This window comes from Candidatus Hakubella thermalkaliphila (genome assembly GCF_013281975.1).
Taxonomy (GTDB): Bacteria; Actinomycetota; Humimicrobiia; order Hakubellales; family Hakubellaceae; genus Hakubella; species Hakubella thermalkaliphila.
Genome location: NZ_BLRZ01000047.1, coordinates 1 through 13,695, shown reverse-complemented (window position 1 = coordinate 13,695; position 13,695 = coordinate 1). Strand labels below are relative to the sequence as shown.

At 49.8% G+C, this 13,695-nt stretch carries 16 protein-coding genes; all 16 read right to left on the bottom strand.

Annotation, left to right across the window (positions count from 1 at the left end):
• Positions 1-140 precede the first annotated feature (140 nt).
• The gene (locus HW443_RS05875; RefSeq protein ID WP_176235351.1) at positions 141-1,103 is read right to left on the bottom strand and encodes a complex I subunit 1 family protein; all 963 of its coding nucleotides are present in this window, start codon (positions 1,101-1,103) and stop codon (positions 141-143) included.
• 31 nt (positions 1,104-1,134) lie between these two features.
• Complete coding sequence (locus tag HW443_RS05870) at positions 1,135-2,265, bottom strand: NADH-quinone oxidoreductase subunit D (RefSeq protein WP_176235350.1); 1,131 nt, start codon at positions 2,263-2,265, stop codon at positions 1,135-1,137.
• Between the two features lie 27 nt (positions 2,266-2,292).
• Positions 2,293-2,781 carry an NADH-quinone oxidoreductase subunit C gene (locus tag HW443_RS05865; RefSeq protein WP_176235349.1) on the bottom strand — a complete coding sequence of 163 codons (489 nt, stop codon included), beginning with the start codon at positions 2,779-2,781 and terminating at the stop codon, positions 2,293-2,295.
• Entirely contained in the window at positions 2,708-3,286 is a 579-nt protein-coding gene (locus HW443_RS05860; protein ID WP_176235348.1) for an NADH-quinone oxidoreductase subunit B, read from the bottom strand. Before HW443_RS05860 ends, HW443_RS05865 begins: the two co-directional genes overlap by 74 nt.
• Positions 3,277-3,651 (bottom strand): hypothetical protein, encoded by a 375-nt coding sequence (locus HW443_RS05855; RefSeq protein ID WP_176235347.1) that lies wholly within the window; start codon positions 3,649-3,651, stop codon positions 3,277-3,279. Before HW443_RS05855 ends, HW443_RS05860 begins: the two co-directional genes overlap by 10 nt.
• Before the next feature lie 58 nt (positions 3,652-3,709).
• The gene (locus HW443_RS05850; RefSeq protein WP_176235346.1) at positions 3,710-5,128 is read right to left on the bottom strand and encodes an NADH-quinone oxidoreductase subunit N; all 1,419 of its coding nucleotides are present in this window, start codon (positions 5,126-5,128) and stop codon (positions 3,710-3,712) included.
• A 19-nt stretch (positions 5,129-5,147) separates the two neighbouring features.
• Positions 5,148-6,611, bottom strand: a complete 1,464-nt coding sequence (locus HW443_RS05845) for a complex I subunit 4 family protein (RefSeq protein WP_176237979.1) — start codon at positions 6,609-6,611, stop codon at positions 5,148-5,150.
• A gap of 77 nt (positions 6,612-6,688) precedes the next feature.
• Complete coding sequence (gene nuoL / locus HW443_RS05840; RefSeq protein ID WP_176237978.1) at positions 6,689-8,641, bottom strand: NADH-quinone oxidoreductase subunit L; 1,953 nt, start codon at positions 8,639-8,641, stop codon at positions 6,689-6,691.
• Between the two features lie 118 nt (positions 8,642-8,759).
• Positions 8,760-9,068, bottom strand: a complete 309-nt coding sequence (gene nuoK / locus HW443_RS05835) for an NADH-quinone oxidoreductase subunit NuoK (protein WP_176231348.1) — start codon at positions 9,066-9,068, stop codon at positions 8,760-8,762.
• The gene (locus tag HW443_RS05830) at positions 9,065-9,577 is read right to left on the bottom strand and encodes an NADH-quinone oxidoreductase subunit J family protein (RefSeq protein ID WP_176231347.1); all 513 of its coding nucleotides are present in this window, start codon (positions 9,575-9,577) and stop codon (positions 9,065-9,067) included. The genes nuoK and HW443_RS05830 overlap by 4 nt, the downstream gene beginning before the upstream one ends.
• Before the next feature lies 1 nt (position 9,578).
• Positions 9,579-10,061 carry a 4Fe-4S dicluster domain-containing protein gene (locus HW443_RS05825; protein ID WP_176231346.1) on the bottom strand — a complete coding sequence of 161 codons (483 nt, stop codon included), beginning with the start codon at positions 10,059-10,061 and terminating at the stop codon, positions 9,579-9,581.
• Positions 10,058-11,038, bottom strand: coding sequence for an NADH-quinone oxidoreductase subunit NuoH (gene nuoH, locus HW443_RS05820; protein WP_176226336.1), 981 nt, complete (start codon positions 11,036-11,038; stop codon positions 10,058-10,060). Before nuoH ends, HW443_RS05825 begins: the two co-directional genes overlap by 4 nt.
• Positions 11,035-12,153 (bottom strand): NADH-quinone oxidoreductase subunit D, encoded by a 1,119-nt coding sequence (locus tag HW443_RS05815; RefSeq protein WP_176231345.1) that lies wholly within the window; start codon positions 12,151-12,153, stop codon positions 11,035-11,037. Before HW443_RS05815 ends, nuoH begins: the two co-directional genes overlap by 4 nt.
• A complete protein-coding gene (locus HW443_RS05810) occupies positions 12,150-12,638 on the bottom strand; it encodes an NADH-quinone oxidoreductase subunit C (RefSeq protein ID WP_176226334.1) in 489 nt (162 codons plus the stop codon). The genes HW443_RS05815 and HW443_RS05810 overlap by 4 nt, the downstream gene beginning before the upstream one ends.
• Positions 12,635-13,129 carry an NADH-quinone oxidoreductase subunit B gene (locus tag HW443_RS05805; protein ID WP_176226333.1) on the bottom strand — a complete coding sequence of 165 codons (495 nt, stop codon included), beginning with the start codon at positions 13,127-13,129 and terminating at the stop codon, positions 12,635-12,637. The genes HW443_RS05810 and HW443_RS05805 overlap by 4 nt, the downstream gene beginning before the upstream one ends.
• Positions 13,120-13,488 (bottom strand): NADH-quinone oxidoreductase subunit A, encoded by a 369-nt coding sequence (locus HW443_RS05800; protein ID WP_176229509.1) that lies wholly within the window; start codon positions 13,486-13,488, stop codon positions 13,120-13,122. Before HW443_RS05800 ends, HW443_RS05805 begins: the two co-directional genes overlap by 10 nt.
• Positions 13,489-13,695 lie beyond the last annotated feature (207 nt).

Genomic DNA, 13,695 nt, shown 5'->3' with positions numbered 1-13,695 from the left:
TAGAGAACAGTTACGGATCTTCGAACCAGATTCTTGAAGGTCTGGATCATGCTTTTGATTATACTTTCCATCTACTTAAAGAATAGACTCCTTATCTCCCTTGTTCGAGGGTGCGACCCCCGAATGACCACCAGCTAAATTTAGATTAACGGCCTGACAAAAGTTACAAAGACAAGAGTAAGGATCAGGTTTAGTAGAGCCAGGGGAAGGAGAAACATCCACCCGGTTCTGGCCATAACTTCCTCTAATCTGGGTTTGGGCAGACTTGATCGGATCCATAGGACAAAAAACGAGGCCGCGTACACCTTAAGCAAAAACCAGATCACGGAGGGCATCTCGAAAATACCCTCCCATCCGCCCAGAAATAGGATGGTGAATATTCCCATCATGGTAAAGAAATTCAGGTACTCGGTGAAAATGAGAAATCCCAGACCAGCCCCACTATATTCGATTTTATAAGAGGCGATCAATTCAGGATCGACGTAGGGAAAGGCATAGGGTGATCGCTCAATCAATCTCAAGATGGAAACCAGGAAAACCACGGCGCCCAGAGGCTGAAGAAAAATAAACCAGACTCTCGACTGGGCCTCCACGATATCGATCAAGCTCAGAGAGCCAGCCAGAAAAGAGATGCTGGCCGCACTGACTACTAAGGGTAGAAAAAAACTGGCCAGGTTAGTCAGGATGTAGATAGATCCTACCGCTGCTTCGTGGTTGCCCGAAGCCCACCCCGAGAAGGAAAGGCCTACCATGGACAGAAATAACAAAGAGAGCACCAGGAGCAGGCTGGCATCTGGATCGGCCAGGAGGAGCCTTCTGGAGAAGGGTAAAACTAAATACACCATATAAGCAGGAAGAAAAGCGAACAAGGGAGCCAGTCTGAAGAAGACTTTCCTGGACTCATCGGGAACAAGCTGGCCATTAAATATTAACTTGAAAACATCACTCACTGGCTGGAGTACCCCATGAAAGCCAGTCATAGGCCCTCGGCGGGCCTGCAGATGGCCTACAAACTTTCTTTCCAGATAAATATACAGGTTCACCGAAAATAAAAGAAAGAGCAGAATAAGGATAGATTTTAAGAAAACTGTCACAAAGGGCATCACCTCTCCACCTCGCTCCTATCTACCTCACTCATCTCTCTGCCTCGCTCATAGATATATCGAAACTGCTCACTATGGTGGGAAGATCAGAGATCCTCTGCCCCAAAAGCACTTTACCCAGAGCCATAAGATGGGCCATAGACGGCCCCCGAATCCTGAGTCGGTAGGGCTTTTCTGTACCATCGGACTTAAGAAAAAGACCCAACTGGCCGTGGGGACATTCTATTCCCACATACGCCTGGCCGGGCGGGGGAATAGGCCCGAGAGGAGGACTGTTAAGAACCTCACCCTGACGTAGCGCTTCCATAGCCTGTTTGACAATTTCCACCGACTCTCTGATCTCCTTCAAGCGCACAGAGTAGCGATCAAAGCAATCGCCTTTTCTACCCATAGGAATCTTGAATACAACCTGGTCGTATCCGCTATAGGGAGCATTTTTTCTGGCATCGATCCTGATCCCGCAGGCTCTCAGATTTGGGCCGGTAACCCCATAGCTATAGGCATCTTCCTTGCTTAGGACGGCCAGGTTCTCCACCCTATCCCGGAAAAACCTATTTTCCGTCAGAAGAAGATGGTACTCTTCATATCTTCTTTTGAAAAGATGCAGAAACTCTGTCAGTCTTGGCTCAAACTCGGCGGGAAGGTCCTCCCGCACTCCCCCCACCCTAACATAATTAGGAGCTATCCTGGATCCGGTAACCAACTCTAATAATCTCAGGACCCGATCCCGGTCTCGCTCGGCATAGTGATAACCGGCCTCGGAGCCCATTATAGCTGAGAATCTGGAAAGCCAGCCCAGGTGGCTGGCCATGCGGGATAGTTCGGCCATAATCATTCTGATCCAGACTGCTCTCTCGGGAACCTTCCATCCCATGAGCCTCTCCACAGCCAGACAGAAAGCCAGCTCACCGGAGATGCCGCTGGATGCATCGACTAAACTCAGTAAAGAGGTGAGCTGATGGTAGGTTAACTCCTCAGCCCGTTTTTCAATCCCCCGATGGGAAAACCCCGTTCTCAGGCGGCAGTCCACGATCTCATCCACATCCAGGATGAGGTGGAAACGTAAAGACAGATCGGTGCCAGGGAGCTGAGCGCCACAACTTACTTCCAGAGTGTTGGCGGTTTCCTCCTTGTGCTCAGGTAGGATCATAGTATCTTTCAACTCCGAAAATTCTTTGGTGACAGTTTTTCAGCCGCGAAAATCCTTTCTTAAGGGAAAGCCCTCCTGCTGTTCGGAAGTAAAAAGCCTCTCTATTTCTTTCCGGCCGCTGAATTGGATTCCCAGCATCTCGTGAATCTCCCTTTCGTACCAGTCTGCCCCCTTAAAAAGAGAGGCGATGGAAGGAACCGTCCCTCCTTCAGCAGGCAGGGGGACCTTTATCACCAGGATCTGCCAGGGTTCAGAAGCACAAAGATAATACATCATCTCCAGTTCCTTTCCCAGATCGAGACCCACCATATCCAACAAAAGGTCAAAGGAAATCCTGGATTCCTCCTTGAGTCTCTGGAGGACTTCCAGGAGGTCTCCCCGGTCAACCCTGACTATTATCTCCGCCTCCTCCGCTTCTACCTGCACCTTCAAGTCTCTCAGAGTCTCCTGAATTCTATCCTTCAGATTCAGCAGGGAAAGGCGGGCTTTGAAGTAAAGTTCTTCCAGCTCGTTTTTCTCCCCAGGCACCTGGTTCCTCCTCCACTCCAATTGTACTCTCCTGAAGCTTTACGATTCCGCGCATGAGGGCTTCTGGTCTCGGCGGACAGCCAGGAACAAACAGGCTTACCGGTATCAGCTCTTTAAGCCCCCTGACCGTAGCATAGGAACCCGCAAAAAGGCCTCCGTCAATGGCACAGGCTCCCATGGCAATGACCCATTTGGGTTCTGGTATTTGAAGATAGATTTCTTCTATATCCCTGGCCAGTTGTTTAGAGATAGATCCTGCTACTATCAATATGTCGGCATGTCGAGGTGAGATAACCTGATAGGCTCCCATGCGCTCTTCATCATAGCTGGGACCCCAGATAGCCATCATCTCCTGGGCACAGCAGTTACTGCCTATCATATAAATTCCCAGAGAATTGCGGCGTGACCAGGCCAGGACTCGTTCTAAGCGTGACCAGGCCAGGACTCGTTCTAATTTCCCGTAGACAGGACCTCTCCTCCTGTGCTTCTGTCGGTCTACTTCCAACTAAGGAAACCCCTCTTAAGGAGATAAATGAGAATTAGAGATAAAGCCACCAGAATATACAGCACCCCTATGGCCAGAAGGCCTCTGCTCTCAGTTGTAGGAGCAGAAGACAGGCCCAGAAGGATCAGGACTGCTACAGGCATGAGGATAGAAAAGGAAAGCGCAGCGACATAATGAAAATCAGGGATGGTCCGGGCCACCAGGTGGATCCTCCGCCTTCCCGTTGAGGCCCTTAAGCCATGGGGAGGAGATAGTCTCCTGGGGCCAAATATCCAGGCCATCAAATAGGTGAAGGCAGCCAAAAGAAGACCTGCTGACAGAAAGATCAACCCAGTTGAAAGCAGTAACTCGTATCCTTGCGGCATCTTACTACCCTCTTTTTCTGGTCAGGAGACAGCTACAAAAAACCATCCTGCTGCCAAATTAAGAGATAGCGGCAAGGGCTATCCTGGTGAAAAATACAGGATATAAGCATATCAGAATGGTATAGATGGCGCAAAGGGCAATAACGGCGAAGGAGAGGTTGGGCGTTGGCACCGCTTCACCGTCCCCCTTTACAAAGTAGATCTGCCGAACCACTTTCAGGTAGAAGTAGAGAGAGATGACACTTGTGACTATAGCCACCAGGACCAGAAAAAGAGCTCCTCCCTCCACAGCAGACTTGAATACATAAAGCTTACCGATAAATCCGGCAAAGGGGGGGAGTCCCACCAGGGACATCATGAAGATGGTCATGGTCACTCCCAGGAAGGGGTTGCTGTACCCCAGTCCACCTAGAGCAGAGATCTCGCTGGACCCTCTGGCCCTTTCCACCACCATAGCCACGGCGAAGGCACCTACGGTCATGAAAATGTAGGCCAGAAAATATACCAGCACCGACCACTGGCTATCAAAGGTAGCCACGGAAAAGGCAATCAATATGTATCCCCCATGGGCAATACCGGAGTAGGCCAGAAGTCTCTTAAGGTTATCCTGAGACATGGCAATTAGGCTGCCCATGGTCATGGACAGAAAAGCCAGAATGAATATCACTTTAGTCCAGATGTCCAGGTAATCAGGTAGGGCGATGAAGAATAGCCTGTACAGTCCCACAAACCCCCCTATCATAGAAAGAGTCGCCAGAAGCACAGTGACCGAGGTGGGTGCCCCCTCATAGGTGTCCGGACTCCAGAAGTGGAAGGGCACAGCAGCGATTTTAAAACCAAAACCAGCTATGATCATAATAATGGCCACCAAAAGAGCTGGGCCAGCACTGCCCCCTGAAGCCTCAAACTTGCTTGCGATATCCACAAGGCCGGTTGATCCGGTCAGGCCGAAGATAAGAGACATACCATAGAGGAGCATGGCTGAGGCCAGGACTCCCAGGAGAAAGTATTTTAGGGCCGCCTCATTGGACCGAGGGTCCCTCTTGGCAAATCCCACCAGGATGTAGGAGGGGAGACTCAAGAGCTCCAGGGCCAAAAAGATCATGATCAGATCATTGGCAGAGGACATGAGCATGGCCCCCAGAGCCACAATAAGGAGCAGAAAATAGAACTCGCCCAGATGTCTTTGGAACTCCCTCATAAAGTCGATGGCCAAAAGTACAATCATGGCCGCCAGGTTCAAGAAAAGGACTCGGAAGAAAAGACTGAATCCATCAGCCACAAACATTCCTCCAAAGGCGGTGGCCCCAACTCTGGGTATCACTACAAAAGCCCCTATGGCCAGAAGAAGGCCTGCGATACTCATGAGCCCCAGGGTAAGACTCGGTTTTCGGTTGTTCCAGAACAGAGATACAAAAAGGACCATCAGGGAGAAGGAGAATACAATTATCTCTGGCAAAAGCAGGTTCAAATTCATCCTTGTGCTGTACTCCTCCCTATCCGAGAATAGCCAGGACAGTGCTGTTAATCATCTCCAGCGCTATCCCCGGGTAGATCCCGATAAGAATTATGAGCATGATCAGGGGAGCCAGATAGACCAGCTCCCGGAAACTTATCCTCGGGAGTTCTATGGCCGGACCATGGTAAGTCTGTAGAATAACCCTCTGAAGCATCCACAAAAAGTATCCTGCAGTTATGACTATGCCCAGAGCAGCCAGGACAGCCATAGTCTTGTAGAAGGCCAGACCTACGGAGAAGGTGCCCAAAAGAACCAGAAACTCAGCCCAGAAGCCAGAAAGCCCCGGAAGCCCCAGAGAAGCAAAGGAGGTGAAGGCCAGGATGCCAGCAATTACGGGCATCCTGGTGGACAATCCTCCCAGCTCGGGGATCATTCTGGTATGGGTTCTCTCATAAATCATCCCCACCAGCAGAAAGAGCATGCCGGTGATCAAACCGTGGCTCACCATCTGAAGAACCGCTCCATTCACAGCCTGAGGGGCCAGGGAAGCCACTCCTAACATGACATATCCCATATGGCTGACGCTAGAGTAAGCCACCAGCTTCTTGATATCCTTCTGGGCCATGGCACAAAAGGCCCCATAGATAATGCTGATGACAGCCAGGATAGCCAGGGCAGTGGCGAAATATCTGGATGCACCGGGAAGAATCGGTATACTTACCCGTACAAATCCATAGGTCCCCATCTTCAGGAGAATGCCGGCCAGGAGAACGCTTCCCGCGGTAGGAGCTTCTACGTGGGCGTCCGGCAACCAGCTGTGGAAGGGCCAGATGGGAACTTTGACCGCAAAGCCCACAAAGGTCAGAAGGTAGACCAGGTTCTCAATGGCGGCAGGCAGTGGAGCATTGATCAGCCTGACCATATCGAAGGTCTTCAGGCCGGAGGAGAAGTAAAGGAGCAAAATTCCCACCAGAAGGAGAACACTTCCCAGAAGGGTGTAGAGAAAGAACTTTATGCTGGCATAATCGCGCCTGGGCCCACCCCACAGGCCGATGATGAAATACATGGGGAGAAGAACCAATTCCCAAAAAATAAAAAAGAGAATGAAGTCCAGAGCCAGGAAGACCCCCAGCATCCCGGTCTCCAGAAGGAGCATCAGGGAGAAATAGCCTTTGACTTTTTCATTAATGGTCCAGGAAGCCAGCAGGGAGACAGTGGAGAGGAGGGCGGTGAGGATGACCAGGGGGAGACTTATCCCATCCACTCCCAACTGATAGAAAAGCCCTACCGACCTTACCCAGGGCACATTGACCTGGAACTGCATGGCTCCCAGCGAATGGTCGAAATAGTAATAGAGGAGACCACTAAGAACCAGAGAAGGCAGAGAAAAGACCAAAGATGCCCCCTTAATCAGGTTCTTGTTCTCTTTGGGGATCAGAAGTACCAGAATTGATCCGGCCAGAGGGAGAAAGAGAATCAAGCTTAATATGTCAAATCCCATGGGTTACCTCCTGAGACAAATTTCATCCTGTAAATTCATCTGACCATAAGGCCTCCTGGCCTTGAGCCGCAGGTTGTTTACGCAAACTGGATCCATAGCACCAACAAGGCTACCGCAGCAAAGAAAAAGAGTAGGTAATTCAGGGTGTATCCGGTCTGGCTCAATCGAAAACGGGAGCTGTTATCCAGCATGGTATCACCCACCCAGTTAACAATTCCGTCGATGACTCCCAGATCAAAAATGCCGATAGCGGAAGCAAATCTGAGTCCGCTATCACCCACCCAGTTAACCACCCGATCGATGACGGCCAGGTCGAAGCGCCCTATGAAATCGGACAGCCTTAAAACCGGTCTGACTATCAGGAAAAGGTAAATTTCGTCGAAATAATACTTATGGAGAAGCACCTTATAGTAAGGTCCCAGATAGCGGGCCAGCCAGTCCTGGGGCCTGAGATTTCTCTGATAGATAAGATAGGCCAAAAGAATTCCGGCCAGATCTGCCGCTATAGGTCCTCCCATAACAGCGTAGTTCGCCTCTACCTGGCGAACCCCAAAGCTCTCGGGAGCAAAGAGAGTGAAGAAACGATAGGCTTCAGGCAAAAAGGGCGAGCCTATAAAGCCGACCAGGACAGTCGGAATGGCCAAAAGGATAAGGGGTATGCTCATCACCGGTGGAGACTCGTGGGCATACTCTGCCTTATCTCCTTTTCGGCCAAAGAAGGTAAGAAAGACCAATCGGGACATGTAGAAGGCAGTCAATATCGAGGTAAAGGTCAGAATGACATAAATGATGAAGTTATAGTTGTAGACATCCCGAAGAATCTGGTCGCTACTCCAAAATCCCGAAAAAAGGGGCAAGCCAGATATGGACAGAGCGCCCAGGATAAAGGTGATGGCCGTTATTTTCATCCGCCTGTACAGTCCACCCGCCTGGGTAATATCCTGGACGTGGGCCGCCTGGATGATGCTTCCCGATCCCAGAAACAGCAGAGCTTTAGAGAAAGCGTGGGTCATGAGATGGAAGATACCGGCGAAGTATCCCCCTGTTCCCAGGGCCACCATCATATAGCCCACCTGACTCACCGTAGAGTAGGCCAGGACCCTTTTGATGTCAGTCATAACCATAGCCATGGTAGCTGCCATCAGGGCACTGATAGCCCCGATCCAGACTACCGTTCCCGTGGAGAAAGCGGAGAGCTCAAAGAGAGGAAAATTCCTGGCTACCAGGTAGACTCCCGCGCCTATCTTGGTGGCAGCATCGACGAGAGCGTTGACCGGAGTGGGACCCTCCATGGCATCAGGAAGCCACACGTGGAGGGGAAACTGAGCTGACTTACCTGCCGCTCCACAGAAAAGAAGCAGGGTAATCGCGGTAACCAGGGTCATACTCAGGCCTTCGGCCTGCTGAAATACTTCGCTGAAAATGAAGCTACCCGTGGAGACGTAGATGAGGATAATGCCCAGGCTGAGTCCCACATCCCCCAGCCGGGTCACTATGAAAGCTTTCTTGGCTGCATCGCTGGCCGACTTCTTCTCGAACCAGAAACCGATGAGAAGGTAGGAACACAGACCTACCAACTCCCAGGAGATGTACAGTTGGAGATAGTTATCAGCTATAACCAGGCTCAGCATGGCAGCAGTGAAGAGGGACAGAACAGCAAAGTACCAACTAAGTCTCTTTTCTCTGTGCATATAGCCAATGGAATAAAGGTGTATCACGAAACTTATGGAAGTCACCACCACCAACATAAAGACGGTCAGTTCATCCACCAAAAGGCCCAGGGTAAAGCGGGCACTTCCCGCCACATGCCAGACCATGGAGGAAGCTACATTACCTCTGGTAAGCACTTGAAAGAGGACGTACAGGGAGGCGGCAAAAGATGCTCCTACCAGAGCCGTTGCCACCGGGCCACCTCTGCCCGGCAGAAACCTGCCCAAAAAGAGAAGTAGCACAAAGGACAGAAGAGGTAGTAAGGCTATGACTATAACCAGGTTGAGCACTATATTTTCAATACCCATTGAGCCTAACATCTTCGGTCTTTCTAATTCCTCAAGTCAAATTATCCTTAAGGCAGATTGCGCCAATTGTCTTTCTTGAACCCTGGACTCAAGGCGTTTCGTCAACTTTGAGCAAAAGCACCTGTTGGATCTACCACTTCAAGAGCCTGATATCCTCAATATTGGCCGTCCTAAGGCTCTTGTAGATAGCCAGGATAATAGCCAGACCAACCCCCACCTTCGCAGCAGCAAAGGTGATAACAAAAATGGCGAAAACCTGCCCTATGGGACGCTCGGGGATTATGTACAGAGAAAAGGCCACAAAGTTAATAGTGACCGCATTTAGTATCAACTCGACGGATAGGAGGATCTGGATGACATGTTTCCTGGTCAAAACCCCAAAAATTCCTACCGAAAGCAAAGCCGTAGAAGCAATGAGGTAGTATGGCAGAGGAATCATTTCTCCTCCCTCATAGCCAGAACAATAGCCCCAATGAGCCCAGCCAGCAAGAGCACCGAAGTCACCTGGAAAGGAAGCACATAGGTATTGAATAAGGTATCAGCAATTTTGCTGGTGGTCGTTACCTCCATCTTTTCTACGCTCACCACTGGCCATTTCTCATTAAGAAGGGCGTAGGATGCGCCCCCGAAAAAAACAAGAGAGACCAGGACAGCCCAGAGCCTCTGTCTTACCTCCTCCATAGGGATGGCTTGACCTACCCTGGCCCTGGTCAGAATGAGCCCAAAAACTATCAGAACAACTACCGCCCCTACATAGATCAATATCTGAACTGCGGCCAGAAAGTCTGCCAGCAAGAGAATAAAATATCCGGCCACACAGAATAGGGTGACGATCAGGAAAAAGACAGCATGCACGATGTTCCTGGCCGTCACCACCAGGAGGGCAGAGATCAGCATTATGGCGGTAACTATGCCAAAAGCTACCAACTGGACTGTAGAGATTTCCATGCTAATAGCGGAGCTCCTTTATCTTCCTCTGCCACTTTCTTTCCTTCTCTCCCCAGAGCACCGGATATTCCAGGCGGTAGGTCAGCATGTCCTTGTCGTAGATCAAGGCCTTATTATCTGGGTGGGCCATCTCGTACAAAGGACTCCCGAACAGTCCGTCGAAAGGGCAGACCTCGATGCAAATCCCACAAAACATGCATCCCCCTACATCGATCTCATATACATCGGGCTGCTTGCCACCGTCTATATCCTTGCGCGTCACTGTTATCACCTGATTGGGGCAGTTTTTAGCACACAGGCCGCAGGCGTTACAGTTATAGCGAAATTCCCTGGTCTGGGTATCTATACTTTCTGGATCGATTTTAAGATTGGGAAAGCCCTGCCGTTCAGGGATAGGAAGCCTCTCCTCCGGATATTGCACGGTGACCGCAGGAGTCAGGTAAGTCCTTAGAGTTAGAGCCAATCCTTTGAACAACCCGATCAAAATATCCTGCCCTCCCTCAACAAAATAACCAGACCGGTAAGAGCGATATTCAGAAGGGCCAGAGGCAGCAAAATCTTCCACCCTACATCCATAAGTTGGTCAGCCCGGAAACGGGGAAAGGTGGACCAGACCCACATTACGAAAAAGATCAGAACATAGGATTTAATCATGAACCAGGCCCAGGGCGGCAGAGAAATCAGAAAGCCGTTCCAGCCGCCCAGAAAAACTATGGTGCCCAGAGCTGAGATGATAAAAATATTGACAAATTCTGCCAGAAAGAAGAAGGCCCATCTCATTCCGCTGTACTCGGTATTGTATCCGGCCACCAGCTCCGACTCTGCCTCTGGCAGGTCAAAGGGAGTGCGGTTAATCTTAGCCAGGGCAGCTACTATGAAAATGGCAAAACCGAGAAATTGAGGAACTATATTATACATAGTCTTCTGTTTTTCTACTATATCAATCAAATTAAGGCTGCCAGTCATCATAACCACACCTAAAGTAGAGAGGACCAGAGGTATCTCATAGCTGATCATCTGGGCCACGCCCCTCAGCCCTCCTAAAAGAGCGTACTTGTTATTGGAGCCCCAGCCGGCCATAACAATTCCCAGCACAGCCAGGGAGGAAATAGCCAGAAGGAAAAAAAGGCTGATGTCCACATTCACAGCCACTATATTTGGAGCGAAAGGAATAAAGGAAAAGGTAGCCAGGCTGGCTGTAAACACAATGGCCGGGGCAATTCTAAAAGTCCATTTGTCAGCCGCTGCTGGTATGATGTCTTCTTTTCCAAAAAGCTTCAGGGCATCAGCTACCGTCTGTAAAACCCCATGAGGACCTACTCTTATGGGGCCCAGTCGGGCTTGCATGTGGCCCATGACCTTCCTCAGCATATAGATGAGGATGAGGGCGGTCACCATGATAAACCCCAGAGCTGCTGCCAGCTCTATTATTATGACCAATATCGTCTGCAACAGACTCATCTATCTATTTCCCCCATCACTATGTCTATACTTCCAAAAATGAGAATCAGGTCAGGCACGGTGTGGCCCACCACCATAGGTTTGAGAGCCATTATGTTAACAAAAGAGGGCGCCCTTATCTTAACCTTGTAGGGATTGGCTGAGCCATCACTGATGATATAAAAGCCCAGCTCGCCTCTAGTTCCCTCCGTCCTCATATAAACCTCTCCGGCAGGAGGCTTGATCACCTTGGGCACCCTGGCCCGGAAATCTCCACCTGGTAGACCATCTATGGCCTGACTTATTATCCTCAGACACTGCCTCATCTCCTGGAGCCGGACCAGATATCGATCATAGGCATCTCCCTTAAGCCCATAGGGAATATCAAAGTCAAACCGATCATATCCGGAGTAGGGCTCTGCCTTCCGCAAATCAAAGCGGACCCCCGAACCCCGAAGAGTCGGTCCGCTAACTCCGATATTAATGGCTATTTCAGGACCTAGAATTCCTATATTTTTCATCCTCTGGCAGAATATTTCATTCCCGGTCAGAAGTTGGTCGTACTCCTCCAGCCTGGAGGGGAATTTGCTCAATAATTTTCGCAGCTCCTTCTCAAAACCTTCCGGTAGATCCCATTTCACTCCCCCAATCCGGAAGTAGTTAGTAGTCATTCTGGCGCCAGTAGCCATCTCCAGAAGGCGAAGAATGGCTTCTCTCTCTCTAAAGGCGTAAAGGAAGGGGGTATAAGCCCCTGCTTCCAGCCCAGTGGTGGCATAGAAAATAAGATGAGTAGATATTCTCTGCAGTTCTACCAGGATAACCCGAATAAACTGCGCTCTCTCAGGCACCTCGATCTCCATCAACTTCTCCAGCGCCAGGCAAAAGCAAAGCTCATAAGTCAAAGAGGCGATATAATCAAGACGGTCATAAAGGGGAAATCCAGTCATGTACTTTTTATTCTCGGCCAGCTTCTCAATACCTCGGTGCAGATATCCTATGTAGGGCTCAATATCCACCACCACCTCACCATCCAGAGTGGCTATAAAGCGGAATATGCCGTGGGTGCTGGGATGATGAGGACCGAAGTTTATCTCCATTAATTCGGTTCTGAGATCATCGCTTACTTCGATAGTCATTTCTCATCCACAGGCAACTGAAAACTCTTGCGCAGGGGAAACCCCTCAAAGCCTTCTTCCAATAACAGCTTCTTGAGATTGGGATGACCTACAAAGTCAATGCCATACATCTCAGCCGCCTCTCGCTCCTGCAGATCTACGCCTGTCCAGATGGAGATGACGCTATCCACTCTGGGATCTAAGGCGTCGATTTTGGCTTTGACGATCAAGGAGTAGGCATTATCGAAAGAATAAAGGCAGTAGATAACCTCGAGATAATCATTATAGTCCGCCGCGGTCAGGCCCTTCAGGTAGTCAAATTTCAGCTCTTGGTTGAGCCTGCGGCAGACCTCAAGCACAATAGGGCCATCAATGAGAATAAAGAGCTCTCCAACCTTTTCCTCCAGGGTATAGGGAAGACCATCTAGAACTCGGTGGAGAGCCTGGGTTAGTTCATCTTTAGAAAATGTCCGGTTCTGATAGAGTTCTCCCGGCTTCACCGTCATCTATCCGCATTTCTAACCACAACGGTCTCTCTTTTAATCTTTTGCTGCACGGTCATCAGACCGTGCAAGAGAGCCTCCGGTCTGGGGGGACAGCCGGGGATATAGACGTCCACAGGCATAATCAGATCCACTCCTTTGACCACGGAATAAGAATCCCTAAATGGGCCCCCCATGATAGCGCAACTGCCCATGGCCACCACCCACTTTGGCTCGGCCATCTGATCGTAGAGCTTCCTGAGCACAGGCGCCATCTTGGTAGTCACGGTGCCCGAGACTATCATCAAATCAGCCTGCCTCGGGCTGGGCCGGAAGTAAAAGCCGAAGCGGTCCAGATCGTAATGAGAGCCTCCGGTAGACATCTGTTCAATAGCACAACAGGCCAGCCCCATCATCAGCCACCATAGAGAGTTACTTCTGGCCCAATCAAAAAGCAGGTCATAGGAGGTAGTCAAAATATTGGGCTTAGAGAACCTGTTGTGGATCAGACCCATTTAAGCACACCCTTCTTCCAGGCGTATAAAAGACCTGGAAACAAGATGGCCCAAAAGATAATTATCGCCACAAATCCGAAGAGACCAAGAGACCTGAACAATACAGCCCACGGATAGAGAAAGACAGTTCCTATCTTAAAGATGACAAACAGAAGGGCAAAAATGTAATAGCGGACATGAAAATGGGACCAGTACATTCCCATGGGGATCATGCCGCACTCATAAGTAGTGAACTTATCGGGGATTGGATTGCGGGGAGCTACCAGCCGGCAAAGAAACAGGACCAGGGACAGGAACACCATCCCGGTCAGAATAAAAGCCAAAAGCGTGATGTAATTATTGAAGTAGTCTGCTACCATCTCGTTCTTCTAGTCTGGCTCAAGTGACGAAAATCATTCATGTGAATCCCCGCCCTTGGGGACTATCATCCCACAGTTAGTCCCTTTTAGTGTATTTTTTCCCAAAGTAGACCGACCCTATAATCTTTAACATACTTGAGAGTCTTTGTATAGAAGTTGTCTAAAAACTCGACCTTTTTAACGAGCTAGGGTTTCTTTTCTGACCGT

Coding starts and splice junctions, on each gene's coding strand:
- HW443_RS05805 (WP_176226333.1), bottom strand. CDS start 13,129: ATGGGTCTGATCCACAACAGGTTCTCTAAGCCCAATATTTTGACTACC.
- HW443_RS05855 (WP_176235347.1), bottom strand. CDS start 3,651: ATGCCGCAAGGATACGAGTTACTGCTTTCAACTGGGTTGATCTTTCTG.
- HW443_RS05830 (WP_176231347.1), bottom strand. CDS start 9,577: ATGGAAATCTCTACAGTCCAGTTGGTAGCTTTTGGCATAGTTACCGCC.
- nuoH (WP_176226336.1), bottom strand. CDS start 11,038: ATGAGTCTGTTGCAGACGATATTGGTCATAATAATAGAGCTGGCAGCA.
- nuoK (WP_176231348.1), bottom strand. CDS start 9,068: ATGATTCCTCTGCCATACTACCTCATTGCTTCTACGGCTTTGCTTTCG.
- HW443_RS05800 (WP_176229509.1), bottom strand. CDS start 13,488: ATGGTAGCAGACTACTTCAATAATTACATCACGCTTTTGGCTTTTATT.
- HW443_RS05875 (WP_176235351.1), bottom strand. CDS start 1,103: ATGCCCTTTGTGACAGTTTTCTTAAAATCTATCCTTATTCTGCTCTTT.
- HW443_RS05810 (WP_176226334.1), bottom strand. CDS start 12,638: ATGACGGTGAAGCCGGGAGAACTCTATCAGAACCGGACATTTTCTAAA.
- HW443_RS05845 (WP_176237979.1), bottom strand. CDS start 6,611: ATGGGATTTGACATATTAAGCTTGATTCTCTTTCTCCCTCTGGCCGGA.
- HW443_RS05850 (WP_176235346.1), bottom strand. CDS start 5,128: ATGAATTTGAACCTGCTTTTGCCAGAGATAATTGTATTCTCCTTCTCC.
- HW443_RS05815 (WP_176231345.1), bottom strand. CDS start 12,153: ATGACTATCGAAGTAAGCGATGATCTCAGAACCGAATTAATGGAGATA.
- nuoL (WP_176237978.1), bottom strand. CDS start 8,641: ATGTTAGGCTCAATGGGTATTGAAAATATAGTGCTCAACCTGGTTATA.